Source organism: Psychrobacter sp. 1044 (assembly GCF_904846525.1).
In the GTDB taxonomy this organism is placed as follows: domain Bacteria; phylum Pseudomonadota; class Gammaproteobacteria; order Pseudomonadales; family Moraxellaceae; genus Psychrobacter.
This window is the reverse complement of the sequence record NZ_CAJHAZ010000006.1, coordinates 1-15894: the sequence shown is the minus strand read 5'-3', so window position 1 is coordinate 15894 and position 15894 is coordinate 1. Positions and strand designations below refer to the sequence as shown.

Here is a 15894-nt window from a genome sequence, read left to right as displayed (position 1 = left end):
TGGATTAAAAATCGATGTAAAGTCAGATGTGACATTTAGGGTAATGCTTAGCTGGCTGCTTAACCGTTGATGATCGCTTTCTCACTTATAATATATCGCTGTGCATCAACGTCATAAATATGCTTACGTCAATAATAAATGCTATCGAGACGAATGCAACATAAAATATGCTTATGGATAATAAAATACCGTGATAGCAATAAACTAAAAAGAGGCAATGAGATTGGCAGCTATTATATGACAAAAAGGCTAGGGTAAAAAGAGCTGGTCAGTATTGTCCTTATTTTAGCCAAAACCAATCATTTATATGAGTGATGCATCACCTATTGAATCATACGGATGGCAAGTGCCATTGTCTATCGATTGGGCTCTAAATAATTGGACTCTAAATAGCAGGCTAAGCGTTAAAAAACGGATGATAACCATAAGCGCAATTTAAGCGACCATAAGGGTTGAATGCCCGTCAAACCTTGAGTCATCTCGCCATTCTTTAAGATGACATACGAAGGTGTCACTTGTCCTTGCCAATCAGCGAAGATGCTGCCTTCTTGATCATTTATCGTCGTAAAGCGATAGCTGTTTTTATTAAGGTAGCGGTGCAGCTCTTGGTCAGTGCCTGATTTAATGGCAATCGTAACGACTGGATAATCATTTGCGGCGGCAAGTTTGTCTATGGTCGGCGAGGTGATACTACAAATGGGACACCACGTGCCCCAAAAATACACCAGCGTTGGTTGTTCATTGCTCAGCGCCGCTAAGTCAACAACTTGCCCTTGATGATCGGTCAGTTGCAATTGCGGGTTGGCTGGCATGATAGGCTGTCGCCACCAATTAATAGCGGTATAAATAACAGCAAATACCAAGCCATATATGAGGAGATTTTTAGCGATAGACAACCCCTTTTGCTTGGGCGTTTTCTTTGGCTTTTTAATGGATTTTTCAGTATCAGTATCAGTCGTCATAATGGCTGCTTTTTTGCTATAGGTTTTGTATAAACGGCTTTGATAAGTAGTTGTTGATAGATAAAAATAAACGGCTGAAATGTCAGCCGTATTACTCATAAATTTTATTAAACCGTGTTCAGTGTTGGTATTTTAAAGTGACTGATTAAGGTTTTTGCGCACGGTTTTGTAATGGGTCACCGAGCAGGACACTACCAGAGTTTTCGAGGCGCTCATCATCGCTTAGCTTACTGGCTGATACTTTAGATTTTCTCTTCCATTTCAAACTATACAAGTCGTCACGGCGATCAAGCAGATTATGTACCGAGCCTTCGTTACGGACATGAATAAGCTTGTCTAAGTTCACATCTGAGAAGAATACCATCTCAGTGTTGGCAGTGGTTTCTGCCATAATCGCATCATGCGGGAAAGCAAAATCTGATGGCGAGAAGATAGAAGACTGCGCGTATTGAATATCGAGACTTTCAACCTGTGGTAAGTTACCGACCGAACCACAAATCATCACATAGCATTCGTTTTCAATCGCACGTGCTTGGGCGCAGTGGCGCACGCGTAGATAGCCGTTTTGCGTGTCTGTCCAAAATGGCACGAACAAGATGTCCATGTCATCAAGTGCCATGAGGCGGGCAAGCTCAGGGAATTCAACGTCATAACAGACCAAAATACCAATACGACCGGCATCGGTATCAAACACCTTGACTTCGTCACCGCCTTCGATGACCCAAGCGCTACGTTCATGCGGGGTAATATGGATTTTGCGCTGCTCTTCGACCGTACCATCGCGGCGGCACAAGTAACTGACATTATATAACGTATCTTCCTCGTCCAAGTACGGCATCGAGCCTGTAATGACGTTGACGTTGTAGCTGACCGCTAAATGCGATATCTCATTTTTAAACCATTCGGTATAACCGGCTAAAAATCGAATAGCAACGTTTTGATCCGTCGATTCACACAGACCCATCAACGGTGCGTTAAAGAACTCTGGTAAACAAGCAAAGTCAGAATTGTAATCAGCCATAATATCGACAAAGAATTCGACTTGCTGCAGCAGCTCTTCAGGTGACTCGACTTCACGCATTTGCCATTGGATGCCACCAATACGCACCTCAGACTTACGAGTGTTTGGCTTATAATCCTGCGGCTCGTAATAAATATTTGCCCACTCAAGTAAAGTAGCAAAACCTTTAGATTGTTTATCGTCAGGCAGATAAGCCGTTAAGATACGCTTGACGATAAAGCCATTTGAGAGTTGGAAAGACAATGCAGAATCATGAATTTCACGAGCCGCGACGGCTTCAATATATTCGCCAGGTGTGAGATCTTGATGGTTATGATAGTTCGGGATACGACCACCAGCCAAAATAGCTCGGAAGTTTAACTGGCGACACAGCTCTTTACGGGCATCGTATAATCGACGTCCTAGGCGATAACCACGGTATTCAGGGTCGATCAGCGCATCTAAACCGTAAATAGCATCGCCTTCAGGGTTGTCTCTGATAATCTCTTTATGACCAATCAAGTCGTCGTAGGTGTGCGGGTTAGAAAACGTGGCATAATCAACACGCATAGATAACACGATACCAATCAATTGATCATGATCAAATAAAGCGATCTGACCTTCAGGGAAGGCATCGATTAAGGTATTAATAGTGTTCTTTGACCATGCACCGCCCAAGTTGACATAGACACGATCCATCAGTGCTTTTAATTGTGGATAGTCTTTTTTCTTGATTTCAGCGATGGTTAGATGAAAGTCGTCTAGTTTTTCTATTTTGCTCATAATGTTCCTGTTTTGGATCTTTATTAATTTTAGTGATATCAAATAGCATGCGTTGCCACAATTCAGTTGGCAATTTTTTGTGTAAAAAAAGTGATAAAAATATTCCAATCATAAAATATTACCGTTACAATCAATTATCATTGTATTTACAATAAGTTATGAAGATAATTTATCTTATGACTTCTGTCAGATTTGGCGTTACTGACGTGTTTTTTGAACCTCATATCATTTTAAAGTAGCTATTAATTTAAATTAAAGTGACTGTAAATTAAATTAGCTATAAATTGAAGTGACTATAAAATTTTTCATAATGTTCACAAACAGTCGTTGGGGTTAATACAAGCCAAGTGTTTGGTACAGATTCTAACCTGAGGATGTCAGTACAGATATTTTGTTAGCTTAACATTATTTTTAAATAGCATATCTTAGAATGCTTAATTTTGATCTATTTGGTTTTGGTCTATTTGTTTTGCTGGTTATCATAACAAGCTACTCAAGTAATGACAGTTTAACGTGGTAACTATTTGCTACGTTTTTGTGAGTCGCTGTCTTTTTTCACTGGGGCATCGTTGTGTTTGTTTTGTTTAGCTGTATTTAATCGGCTTTTTAGGATTGTTTTATTATGCCCTCAAGTCACAACAATAGAGTCAGTAGCTGGGATGAGATAGAAGACTCAGCACTGGTTCAATTGGTGTATGTCAGTAGTTTGACACTTGTCTCACGTTTAAGCGCCTCTATATTTGATGAAGTAGAATGTCATGCGCGTAACTATAATCAACAGCATGGCATTACAGGTACTCTATGTTATGGTAGTGGTCATTTTTTGCAATGCATCGAGGGTGAGAAAGCGCACGTATTTGCCTTAAAGCAACGCATATTTGCGGATAAGCGCCATAAGAATACTGAAATATTGCTGTTACAGACGATAGAACATCGCCGTTTTGCGGATTGGCGTATGCGCTTATTATTTTTAGAGCGTTGGTTATGGTCACCAGCGAGCAAAAAGCAAGCCGCACAGTTATCGCCATATTTGCCATTTGCGCCGCATAATTGGTCGCCTGATCGTACCGAGAATTTTTTACAAATCATCAAAACCTTTGATACGCCGCCACATATCAAAGCGGCCGGTATTACCTACAATGCACTGGGCAACATGTTTCGTCATATCGCCGCCCCGCATCAAGCATTTTTAATCGTTCAAGGTGTTTTAAGTGTGTTATTAGTGGTAGCGCTAGTGTTGTTATTTTTATAAATAATCGCTTTTATAAGCCAAAAAAAGACGCTAAACCATCACGTTTAGCGTCTTTTTCATACTCTTATTTATTACTTTAATTATTAAATAAGCACTTACATATCAAAAATCTTGCCACGGTTCATAATGTTATTCGGATCAAAGACCTTTTTGACCTCTCGTAAGTACTCGATCTCAATCTCGCTGCGGCTATATTGTAAATAAGGCTTTTTAGTCATACCGACGCCATGCTCAGCCGAAACCGAACCGCCATATTTTTGCACGGTTTCAAACACATACTTATTAACAACCTGACATTCAGCAAAGAAATCATCTTTGCTCATGTTTTCAGGCTTTAGAATATTAAGGTGCAAGTTACCATCACCGATATGCCCGAACCAGCAAACCTCAAAGTCAGGGTAGTTGCTGCTGACGATGTGATCAATATCGGTGATAAACTCAGGGACATAGCTTATCAGTACAGATACATCGTTTTTATAAGGCGTAAATACTGAGATGGTCTCAGAGATGTATTCGCGCAATTTCCACAGCTCTTCAGCCTGTGCCAAGCTCTGGCTCATGACACCATCGACGACCCAGCCTTGCTCCATACAATGCTCAAATATCGCCATGGCTTTATCCATGATCGGCTCGTACGGCGCTTCGAACTCTAATAGCGTATAGAACTTGGTGCGCGACTCAAATGGTTCTTGTACTTGACCGTGTGCCATCAACTTATCAATAGCCACATCATCAAAGAATTCAAACGCGGTCAAATCAATCTTTGCCTGAAAGGCTGATAGTACATTCATGACATCATTAAAGCTGTCCATGCCCAGTACCATGACATTTAAGTCTTGTGGCTGACGCTCAAGCTTGATTTGCGCATGGGTGACAAGCCCAAGCGTGCCTTCGCTACCGATAAACAATTGGCGTAAGTCATAACCCGTCGCATTTTTAACCATACCGCGATTGAGATGCAAGATATCGCCTTTACCAGTGACCACTGTCAGCCCCATAATCCATTGACGAGTCATGCCGTAGCGTATGACTTTGATACCGCCTGCATTGGTGCCAATATTGCCACCGATTTGACTTGAGCCAGCTGAGGCAAAGTCGACAGGATAATAAAGGTCTTTCGATTCAGCAAATTGTTGCAACTGCTGCGTGATAACACCGGCTTCGACTTCAACTATTCGATCGGCCGGATAAAACTGTCCGATACGGTTCATCTTATCCATACTGACGACAATCTCGCCATTGGCGGCGACGGCGCCAGCTGACAAACCGGTACGACCGCCACTTGGCGTTAGCACCACATTGTGCTCATTAGCAAGCAATACGATGGCTTGTACTTGCTCAGTAGTCTTCGGGAAGACGATAGCAGCAGCAGCAGGGGCAAAGTGCTTGGTCCAATCTTTGCCCCAATGTTCTAAACTCTCAGGGTCGGTTTTGATTTGGCTGGTGTCAAACTGATGAACATCCATCAAAGTGCTCAAAATAGTTTGAACAGCAGCTGTATGGGTTGCAGAGGTGCTTTGGCTAGATAAAGAAGTCATGGTCAAATCTCGGTATAAACGTAAGCGCTATGCCTAAAGGGGATTATTATATCGCTAAATGGATATAAACATAGCCACATAGGTATGTTTATATAGTACGTATTTATATGATTATAAGTGAGCCAGTAAAGCAATGATAGAAAGATGTCATGCTGCGTGCTTATATGGCGGTAAATGGCAAAAAATAGTTTAATAAACGTCGAACAGCTTGATTTACTATAGCATAAAAAGTTTTCAGGCTTGATAACCAATAATTCATCTAATCTGCTAACATCGCCGCCCAATTTTGTGTAAGATATCCAGACTGTTTTCGTTTCACCCACCCTATAGTTAAAGCATTGGTAAGTGGTTACGACGTTAACCTCATTTAATGTACTCAGTGTATGGTTTGCGCTTGGTTACTTTGTACCTACTTTAAACGGCTTCGACTACAGATTATCCCTCAGATAATTTTACAAGACAATTATAGGACAGTTCTCATATGGCGTTATCACTACAAAAAGACAAAATCCGGTTTTTATTGCTTGAAGGTCTACATGACAATGCTTTAAAAGTATTGGAAGGAGCTGGTTATCATAATATCGAGAATATCAGTCACGCATTAGATCAAGATGAGCTGATCGAAAAGATTAAAGATGCTCACTTTATCGGTATCCGTTCGCGTACGCAATTGACACGTGAAGTACTTGAGCACGCGCACAAGCTCATCGGTATTGGCTGCTTTTGTATCGGTACTAACCAAGTAGACTTAGACGCCGCTCGTGATTTGGGTATTCCCGTCTTTAACGCGCCATACTCAAACACCCGCTCGGTGGCTGAATTGGTATTGGCCGAAGCCATCATGCTATATCGCGGCATTCCTGAAAAGAACGCGACCGTACATCGTGGCGGTTGGGGCAAGTCTGCGACCAATTCACATGAAGTACGTGGTAAGACTATCGGTATCGTCGGTTATGGTTCTATCGGCTCGCAACTGTCTGTCTTAGCAGAAAGCTTTGGTATGAAAGTCATTTATCATGATGCTGTGACCAAATTGCCACTAGGTAATGCGGTACAAGTAGGTAGCTTAGAAGAGCTACTATCGACGGCTGACATCGTGACTTTGCATGTACCTGATGTACCAAGCACCCGCTACATGATGAAAGCTGAGCAGTTCGCGCATATGAAAGACGGCAGCTACTTTATCAATGCCGCTCGTGGTACTTGCGTAGAGATTGATGATTTAGCCGCTGTGCTTGAATCTGGTAAAATCTTGGGCGCAGCGATCGACGTATTCCCGAAAGAGCCAAAATCAGCTGATGAAGAGTTTGAATCACCACTGCGTAAATTTGATAACGTCATCTTGACGCCGCACATTGGTGGCTCAACCCAAGAAGCACAGGCTAATATCGGACTTGAAGTCGCTGATAAGTTTGTTAGATACTCTGACCAAGGTGACACAGCAACAGCCGTGAACTTCCCAGAAGTTTCTATTCCATTCAAAGAAAATTCGCATCGTCTGTTACATATTCATAGAAACGTGCCAGGTGTGCTATCTCAGATCAACCGTCTGTTTGCAGAAGCAGGAATTAACATCCTAGCACAGAGCCTAATGACAGAAGGCGATGTCGGTTATTTGGTCATGGATGTTGATTACAATGATTCAACTGCCGCGCTAGATCAGTTAAAAGACGTAGAAGAGACGATTCGCGTGCGTATTTTGTTTTAAATGATATTTGCATGTAAGCATAATTTTTAGCCTAGCAATAGCAGACCATCATTCAGATGGTCTGCTATTTTTTTGTCTTAAATCAAGCAATTGCAATGTTCAATCATGGCATTGATGCTTTTTATTTATGAGTAACACGAATTATAGCGAATGTAAGTTTTACATTCACTATACTCATTTTTATATAAGTTAACATTATCTTAATTATACGGTCTTATTAACAATCTAAACTACACCAGTACATTAAGCCTATAATGATTAATATATTTTTAATGAACAACATGATTAACTATGTTTTTGAGGTAAATCACGGTTATTTTCTACGGACAGGCATACTTAAAAATGGTAAATAGCTTGCTGAAGAAGATAATTCATTTAACACATACAATTGACTGAATAGGATGATTCATGAAAAACAACTTACTCAAGGCAGCTGCATTTGGTAGCGTATTAGCTATGACTGCAACGGCTAGCCATGCTGCTGGTGATCAAGATAAATATCAATTATCTAGTCATATTTTAGACATTAGTACAGGCAAACCAGCACCAAACGTCAATGTAAAACTGATGATGCAAGAGAAAACTGGTAGCTGGAAATTGCTTAATGCGCAAAAGACTGATAATAATGGTCGTATCGGCAACTTCTTACCGAATCAAGACGGCGTTGAGCATGATGGTACTTATAAGTTGATTTTTGAGACGACTCCTTATTTCCGAAATCAAGGTCTAGAGTCTTTCTATCCATATGTTGAAGTCAATTTCAATATCGAAGGCGACAACCATTACCATGTGCCAATCACTTTATCTCCATACGGCTATAGCACTTACCGCGGTAGCTAAGCCATATTACTTACTAAATAAGTCATAAGTTAGTACTAATAAAGCAAAAAAGGACGCCCCAATCAAATATTTGATTGGGGCGTCCTTTTTGCTTTTATCAAGCTTAAATTTATTCAGCGTTAGCTTTATTGGCTTCTTCTGCTTGACGACGTGCTTCAATTTTAGCGGCTTTGCGTTTCTCAATCACATCAATCACATCACTACCAATATGCGCTTCGCCACGTTTCTTCGCCAGCTGCATTTGATGCTCGCGCTCACGAAAGCGTGCTTTTTGCTCGTCGGTCGCTTTATCAATGCAGTGTGGGCATGACTCGCCTTTGATGTAAGCAAGGCTTTGCATGTCATCGACAGTAATGGGCATACGGCAGGCGAAGCATTGCTCATAGTTGCCTTTTTCTAAGTTATGATTGACCGACACGCGGTTATCAAAAACGAAGCAATCGCCTTGCCACATAGAGTCGCTGGCTGGGATTTCTTCTAGATACTTCAAGATGCCGCCCTCTAAATGATACACCTCTTCAAAGCCTTGCTCACGCATATAAGCAGTCGACTTCTCACAGCGTATACCACCAGTACAGAACATCGCGACTTTTTTATGTTTGGCTGGATCCATCTCTTTTGCGACGTATTCTGGGAACTCGCGGAACGTTTCGGTATTTGGATTGACGGCATTTTGGAACGTACCGATTTTAACTTCATAATCATTACGGGTGTCGATAAGAATGACGTCAGGGTCTGAGATTAACGCATTCCATTCGCTTGGTTTTACATAGCGTCCAACTGATTGCAATGGATCAATATTCTCTACGCCCATTGTAACGATTTCTTTTTTGAGCTTCACTTTGGTACGATAAAAAGGTTGAGCTTCGGTATAAGATTCTTTAAAGGTAAAGCTGCCAATCGCTTCGATACTGCGCAGATACTCAAGGACGTTATCGATACCTTGGCGTGTGCCAGAAATCGTACCATTAATGCCTTCACTGGCAATCAATAACGTGCCTTTGACATCATTATCGAGCATATTATTTAAAATTGGCTCGCGGTATTGCTCAAAGTCAGCAAAACGCGTGAACTTATATAGAGCGGCAACGACGATGTTATTGGTGACGCTATCGTAGGCTGGGGCTGATTTGTTGTCGGTGACAGTGCTGTTTTGGATATTGCTAGCTGTATTATGGTCTTGAATGGTACTCATGTTTTTCTCCTGCTGGCTAGGTCGCAAACCTAGTGCATTGGGTTTAAGGTGCTTTTTAAAATTAACGGTTAAAACTAATTGGTAAGATTCATAACACTAGCGCAATTGTGGAATTGACTAATGCGAGCGTAGTGTAGCAAATTTCAAGGAAGTTTTGGAGGTTTTATCATTCTTAAGAAAGATATAGGTGGTGATTATAATAATAAAGATAGACAACAAAAAGCCCAGTAAAATACTGAGCTTTTTTATATATTTACAATGCGTAAAGCAAAATTAGAGTTTACTTACTCTGGAACCAAGTATCCGCTTTGCTGCGGGCGCTAGCGATATCTGAGCTTGATAAGTTCAATGCCAATTGTCCGATTTTACCGCGTGCTTTGTTACGGACCTTTTCATCTAGCATACCATCACGGGCAGCCAAATCGTACCATTTATAAGCATCGACTAGATTTTTTTGCTTTTCATCGAGCAATGCAAGTGTATAGCTGGCACGGTTATCGCCGCGCATTGCCGCTTTTTCTAACCAAACTTTCGCTTGTTGCAAGTTAGGCTGCACACCTTCACCGCGTAGATACATAATGGCTAAGTTAAGCTGGGCAGGGGCAACGCCTTGCTGAGCCGCTTTGGTATACCACTGAATAGCTTGCTGGGTATTCTTTGCGATGCCTTCACCTTTCTGTAAGCGCTTGGCTAAATAAAACTGAGCGTGATCGTTACCTTGGGCAGCGCGGTTAGACAGTTCACTAACTGGCATTAGCTCAAAACGTGACGTATCAAGTGGCACGTTTGATATTAACTCAGCGTTTGCTAGACCTGCACAAGAAAATAAGGCAGTAAACAACGCAGCTTTTAATAATTTCATAGCAGCTCCAAAATTAGGCAGTTAATAAGCAAAAAAAGTTGCACCGCTAAAAGGGTTTAGACGGCGATAACAATTAGGTGAAATCTTGCGATACCAACTTACCTAATCATTAGCAATATAATTAATCGATGTGTTGTGGCAAATTCCTTTAATCGAACCGATAAACGGTCAGAATCAGGGTGCGATTGACACTATTTTGCTAGCTTAACACCCAAACTTACGAAACTCAAATACTAATTACATGATTTAATGCTTATTCATACCTCATTGTCCTCAATAAAATCATAGAGTTACTTAGGCGTAAGAATAAATTAACCAGCTGTTGAGGTTAAAATTTGTATTTATGAGCCATGCTATTGCTTTCAACCAATGCTAGGGCGTGTCTTCAATTCAATCGATTATCTTCTAAATGGGCAAAAATGGTTAAATTTTGCCAAACATCGTCAAATAGCTTAGCAATATCTCAATATTATTTGCGCTACTTTCCTTGTTTGACGGCAATTTATCTCATTTTTATCACCATTTTTAAAATAAAGATACGCCCCAAGTAGATAAACCTATTATTCAGGTTTTTGTTTGGTGACACGATAGATAGCGACGTCTGCCAATAGGTTGGGTGCTTGGCGTATCAATGCTTTCATAAGTGGCGTATGACCTTTTTCAGAATCGCTGACGGCAAAGCGGTTGACGATATGAATATCATGCTGTGCACAAAGCTGCTCAAAATCTTTAAACGTACACAGATGAATGTTTGGGGTGTTATACCACTCATAAGGCAATGCCTCTGAAACGGGCATCATACCTTTAAGCCCTAAATGAATGCGGTTTTGCCAATGAGCAAAATTGGGGAAGGTGATAACGGCTTCGCGGGCAACGCGTAGCATGTCAAGTAAGAGCACATCAGGTGATTTGACCGCTTGTAGCGCCCGTGCCATGACGACGGTGTCAAAACTGTTATCAGCAAAACGTGCTAGACCATCATTCAAGTCTTGCTCGATGATAGATAAGCCTTTGGCGATACCATCGTTGATTTTTTCTTCGTCAATCTCAAGTCCGTAGCCAGTGACGCCGCGATTTTGTTGTAAATGCGCGAGTAGCTCACCATTACCGCAGCCCAAGTCCAGTACATGTGAGTGTGGCGCAATCCAGCGCTCAGCCAATTGATGATCCATTCTCATGAGCGTGCTCCTGATTTTTGCTGGCTGCTTTGATTTGTGCTTTGTGCTGGTTGTTTTGATTTGCTGTCGGTGATAAATGGCGCAGTCAAAAATCCTCGGACGGCACCCATATAACGGGGAATATCAAATAAGAAAGAATCATGACCATGCGGCGCATCGACATTGATGTAGTTGACGGGTTTGCCAGTCGCCATCAGTGCATCGACAATCTCTTGTGAGCGCTCTGGCGCAAAGCGCCAATCCGTGGTAAATGAGACCACTAGGTATTGGCATTGCGTATGGGCAAAGGCGGCTTTGAGCGCAGACAGCTCTTGCTGACGATTCTGTTCACTCTCATCTATCGTTGCCACTGTACCTTCTAAGGCAGGTTGCGTGCTTTGTTTACTAGATTCCACTGATGTGGCAATCGAGTCCTTAAGCTGTGCTGCTGATTTTGTCGAATCTGTTGCCATGGCTGATGGATAATCACGTGTTGGATCAAAATAATCTAAAGCTTTGGTCATGAGCAAATAAGTATTGGCATCGAAATTTTCGCTAAAGCGCTCGCCTTGATAGCGTAGATAGCTTTCCACTTGGAACTCAACATCGTAGCCATACATAAATTTGCCAGATTTTAAATCACGACCAAACTTTGCCTTCATCGCGTCATCGGTCAAGTAGGTGATATGCCCAACCATCCGAGCCAATATTAGCCCGCGACGAGGGTAGGTGCCTGCTTGTAAATAACGTCCCTCTTTGAAATCAGGGTCAGACAATATCGACTGCCGTGCCACTTCGTTAAAGGCGATATTCTGTGCTGAGAGCTTTGGCGTGCTGGCAATGACCACGCAGCGTTTCAACCGATTTGGATAGTCAACTGACCATTGCAGCGCCTGCATACCACCCATTGAGCCACCAACAATGGCATGCCAAACGTCAATACCGAGACGATCTGACAGCATCGCTTGGGTTTTTACCCAGTCCTTAATAGTGACGAGCGGAAAGTCAGGACCATAAACTTGCGGCTCACTGGCTGGATTTTTTTTATCTAAACTGTTTTTGTTTACATTATTCTGGTCTGAATCGATACTGTCAGGATTAATGGTCGTTGGACCGGTAGAGCCGAAACAGCTGCCGATATTGTTGACACATACGACATAAAACCGATTGGTGTCGATCGCTTTATTAGGGCCAATCATATTGTCCCACCAGCCGGCTTTTTTATCATCATCGCTATGAAAACCGGCGGCGTGATGACTGCCTGATAGCGCATGGCAAATAAGTACCGCGTTTGATTTGTCGCTATTTAGCGTGCCATAAGTTTCGATGATTAAATCAAACGATGGCAAAGTACGATTACATTCTAACGTCAACGGCTCAGCGAAATGAAAAATCTGAGGCGTGATAATGCCGACTGAACCGACTGAATCCATGGGATTAACTAAGCTGGCCGAATGAAGCGTATCTGTCGGGGACTGGTCACTGGTATTATTAGGGCGTGCGTTCAAAGCTACCTCGCAAGACAACAATTATCAATAAAATAAAAAGGGCAAACTGTCGATAGGCAGTGTTGCCAATACTGCTTTGCCGACACTGTTTTCTAAATGTTTTTCTTACAATGTGCTTGCCTATTGTATGGTGATGCGCGTAGGAGTACAACCGTCGAGCGAGTCTTTTGAGCATAGTCTTTTAAGCACAGTTCTTAGGGACGATGGGTGGTAGGTAGAGAAGGGTTAGGGTGAATCAATGATTGATGACTGTCAATAAATATCAATAAATAGCAACTAAGTATCAAATTGTATAAGTATGCTTTTACCATGCGTTATTAATGGATAAAATGCTACACTAACAAAGCATTTAATCAATCATGACTTAATAATCTTTTATCGCATATTCTTCTTTAACTAACCTAATAATAAAATAGTGCTGCTATGAAACCTGAACTGCCTCCCCGTATTGCCGTCCTATTAGTGAACCTAGGTACGCCAGATGAGCCAACAGCGCCTGCCGTACGTCGTTACTTAAAACAGTTTTTGTCTGACCCCCGTGTCATCGAGATTCCAAAATTCTTGTGGGCGATTATTCTCAATTTGTTTGTATTGCCAAGCCGCCCTAAACGTGTGGCAAAAGCCTATGCCAGTATTTGGGAAGGCGACTCACCGATTCGTAAGATACTAAAGAGCCAAGTGGAGCTATTGGAACCACGGCTTGCAAATAGTGCCGCGCCATTTCGGGTTTCTGTCCATCCGGCGATGAGCTATGGCAATCCTGGTTTGCCTGATGTGATGGATACCTTGCGCGGTGAAGGCGTTGATCACTTTGTTATCTTGCCATTATTTCCACAGTATTCCGCTTCCTCTGGTGGTGCTGTTTATGATGCGTTGACAAAGTGGACGCTCAAGCAGCGCAATTTGCCGAACTATACTATTGTCAAAGATTACTTTGCGCATCCGCTGTACATTCAAGCATTGGCTGATTCGATTCGCCGCTTTCAAGCAGAGCATGGCAAGCCTGACAAGCTGATGTTTAGCTTCCACGGTATCCCGCAGCCTTATGCTGATAAAGGCGATCCGTATCCTAAGCGTTGTAAATGTACTGCCGCACAAGTAGCTCACGCGCTTGGTCTAAAGGATGACGAATGGATTATCAGTTTTCAATCACGCTTTGGCAAGCAAGAATGGGTCAAGCCCTATACCGACGTGGTATTAGAAGAGTGGGGCAAGTCAGGTGTGCGCTCAGTACAAGTCATTAGTCCGGCTTTTTCTGCTGATTGTCTGGAAACGCTAGAAGAGCTGGCCATCGAAAATCGTGAAAACTTTCTCCACGCGGGTGGACAAGAATATCACTATATTCCCGCATTGAACTTGGATGACGCCCATATTGATTTGTTACAAGCACTCAGTGAGCCACTAGTCAAAGGTTGGGCTGGCACATTGGATGGTTGGGCGTAATAGCGTCGATTTTAAGTCATAAAAAATACCGGACATCATGTTCGGTATTTTTTTATCTAAATAATTTTAATTTATAGTCAGCGAAAAGTAATATCGATACATCAGCAATACCGTCGCGTTTTTAGAATATTTTGACTATATTAAATTTAATGAAATAAAGTTGGGATTTTTTTCATCAATATGTAAAACTAAGGCAAAATTTTTACTTTATCCTTGAGGATTAAGATGTCCATCTCTAGCAGTTCGCCCCAACCCATATCTCTACAGAAGCCCAATAGCCTGCCACCAGATTTGCCTCCCACTGACCACTATGGTCAGCCTTTACCGCAGTTATTAGCAGAGCCTCGTACTTGTCAAGCAGGATGGGGCGTTAGTTGGCTGACGAAGGCTTACCTATTATTCAAAGACCAGCCATTATTATGGATAGGAATAGGCGTGGTCTATTTCGTTATATTAATGCTGGGTAGTATCATCCCGTTTGTTAGCTTCTTTTTCTCTTTTATTACTTTCGTCTTTATCGGTGGCATTATTATGGGGGCTCACGCGCAAGCGACAGGTCGGGAGCTTAGGTTTGATTATCTGTTTGCCGCCTTTAGTACCCATTTTGTACCGTTAGTCATTTTGTTTATGCTGTATCTGCTGGCTATATTTGTAGTCATTGTCCCTTTAGGTATTGTTTCTGCACTATTTGTTGGGCTAATGGGTAGTTTTGCTAATATAGCAAATGCTGATGGGTCTGTTAGTGGTCTGGTTATTATACTATTGCTGATTTTTCTGGTGGCGATGCTAGCGATGATTCCTATTATTATGGCCATTTGGTTTTCACCAGCGTTGGTGGTGTTACATAATATAAAACCGACCACAGCGATGAAAATGAGCCTAAGAGGCTGCATGAAAAATATCGCCCCATTTACTATATTTGGTCTGATTGGCCCGATAATAATGTTACTTGCGGTTATATTTACGTTGGGACTGGGTTTGTTGGTGCTACTCCCTATAGGGGTGATCACTTATTACACCAGTTATCGTGACGTCTGGACTGACCAGCCGTTGTCAGTAATGTAATCAATATTTTATAGTACAAAAAAAGCACGATCGATATAACGGGCGTGCTTTTTTATTGTGCCAAAGCTTTTTTATCATGAGAGAGCGTGGTTAAAAATCGTCATCATTGCTACGTTCCGCCGCGTCTCCATCAGCGATATCGATAATATCTGGATAATCGCTGTCATCCAAATTATCGTCCACTAATACTTCATCGATTCGCGATTCGTCTATATTTTGATGATGCATGGGTGTCAGCCCTTGAATCGCATCACTGCCGGCTTGCGAGTTGTCAAATCCTGCGCTATTGTTAATGACATCATCATTATCAATGGTATGCAACATAGGGTCAGCCAAATCAATTTCTTGGCTGTTATTATTGACGTCCGTATCACCTTCAATGTGATCCATTGCTTCTGGTAATGGGCTTTTTGAATGGTCCATCATGGTTTCCTTATTATTGATAGTTATTATTAATGGATGTGGCTGATTTTATTTATTAAGATTCATTTATTAAAAGCATTGTTTATTAAAAGCATTGTTTATTAAAAGCATTGTTTATTAAAAGCATTGTTTATTAAAAGCATTGTTTATTAAAAGCA

General features: G+C 41.7%; 13 protein-coding genes. 5 read left to right on the top strand and 8 right to left on the bottom strand.

All coding sequences use genetic code 11. The features are described from left to right. Window positions 1–404 precede the first annotated feature (404 nt). On the bottom strand, window positions 405–962 hold the full coding sequence (locus tag JMX82_RS05295) for a protein disulfide oxidoreductase (protein WP_201539764.1): 558 nt from the start codon (window positions 960–962) through the stop codon (window positions 405–407). A 145-nt stretch (window positions 963–1107) separates the two neighbouring features. Further along, the gene (locus JMX82_RS05290) at window positions 1108–2745 is read right to left on the bottom strand and encodes a carbon-nitrogen hydrolase family protein (protein ID WP_201539763.1); all 1638 of its coding nucleotides are present in this window, start codon (window positions 2743–2745) and stop codon (window positions 1108–1110) included. A gap of 622 nt (window positions 2746–3367) precedes the next feature. Between JMX82_RS05290 and JMX82_RS05285 the strand changes: the two genes are divergently transcribed. Then, window positions 3368–3997, top strand: a complete 630-nt coding sequence (locus JMX82_RS05285; RefSeq protein ID WP_201539762.1) for a BLUF domain-containing protein — start codon at window positions 3368–3370, stop codon at window positions 3995–3997. Window positions 3998–4092: 95 nt separating this feature from the next. On the opposite strand, the gene JMX82_RS05280 is transcribed toward JMX82_RS05285, so the two are convergent. Then, entirely contained in the window at window positions 4093–5463 is a 1371-nt protein-coding gene (locus JMX82_RS05280) for an FAD-binding oxidoreductase (protein ID WP_227676387.1), read from the bottom strand. Window positions 5464–6016: 553 nt separating this feature from the next. On the opposite strand from JMX82_RS05280, the gene serA reads away from it, so the two are divergent. Then, a complete protein-coding gene (serA, locus tag JMX82_RS05275) occupies window positions 6017–7243 on the top strand; it encodes a phosphoglycerate dehydrogenase (protein WP_045453737.1) in 1227 nt (408 codons plus the stop codon). 408 nt (window positions 7244–7651) lie between these two features. Then, a complete protein-coding gene (uraH, locus tag JMX82_RS05270) occupies window positions 7652–8083 on the top strand; it encodes a hydroxyisourate hydrolase (protein ID WP_201539760.1) in 432 nt (143 codons plus the stop codon). A 109-nt stretch (window positions 8084–8192) separates the two neighbouring features. On the opposite strand, the gene JMX82_RS05265 is transcribed toward uraH, so the two are convergent. From JMX82_RS05265 to metX, 4 genes are all read right to left on the bottom strand, one after another. Further along, complete coding sequence (locus tag JMX82_RS05265; protein ID WP_227676367.1) at window positions 8193–9278, bottom strand: rhodanese-related sulfurtransferase; 1086 nt, start codon at window positions 9276–9278, stop codon at window positions 8193–8195. A gap of 280 nt (window positions 9279–9558) precedes the next feature. Beyond that, complete coding sequence (locus JMX82_RS05260; protein ID WP_045443681.1) at window positions 9559–10140, bottom strand: tetratricopeptide repeat protein; 582 nt, start codon at window positions 10138–10140, stop codon at window positions 9559–9561. Between the two features lie 560 nt (window positions 10141–10700). After that, complete coding sequence (metW, locus tag JMX82_RS05255; protein ID WP_045443684.1) at window positions 10701–11318, bottom strand: methionine biosynthesis protein MetW; 618 nt, start codon at window positions 11316–11318, stop codon at window positions 10701–10703. Beyond that, the gene (gene metX, locus JMX82_RS05250) at window positions 11315–12730 is read right to left on the bottom strand and encodes a homoserine O-acetyltransferase MetX (protein WP_201539858.1); all 1416 of its coding nucleotides are present in this window, start codon (window positions 12728–12730) and stop codon (window positions 11315–11317) included. Before metX ends, metW begins: the two co-directional genes overlap by 4 nt. 498 nt (window positions 12731–13228) lie before the next feature. Here metX and hemH point away from each other — a divergent pair, with 498 nt between their 5' ends. Both hemH and JMX82_RS05240 read left to right on the top strand, forming a co-directional pair. Next, complete coding sequence (hemH, locus tag JMX82_RS05245; RefSeq protein WP_201539759.1) at window positions 13229–14248, top strand: ferrochelatase; 1020 nt, start codon at window positions 13229–13231, stop codon at window positions 14246–14248. Between the two features lie 225 nt (window positions 14249–14473). Continuing rightward, window positions 14474–15313, top strand: coding sequence for a BPSS1780 family membrane protein (locus JMX82_RS05240; RefSeq protein WP_201539758.1), 840 nt, complete (start codon window positions 14474–14476; stop codon window positions 15311–15313). A 90-nt stretch (window positions 15314–15403) separates the two neighbouring features. Here the strand turns inward: JMX82_RS05240 and JMX82_RS05235 are convergent, their stop codons facing one another. Beyond that, window positions 15404–15736 carry a hypothetical protein gene (locus JMX82_RS05235; RefSeq protein ID WP_201539757.1) on the bottom strand — a complete coding sequence of 111 codons (333 nt, stop codon included), beginning with the start codon at window positions 15734–15736 and terminating at the stop codon, window positions 15404–15406. Window positions 15737–15894 lie beyond the last annotated feature (158 nt).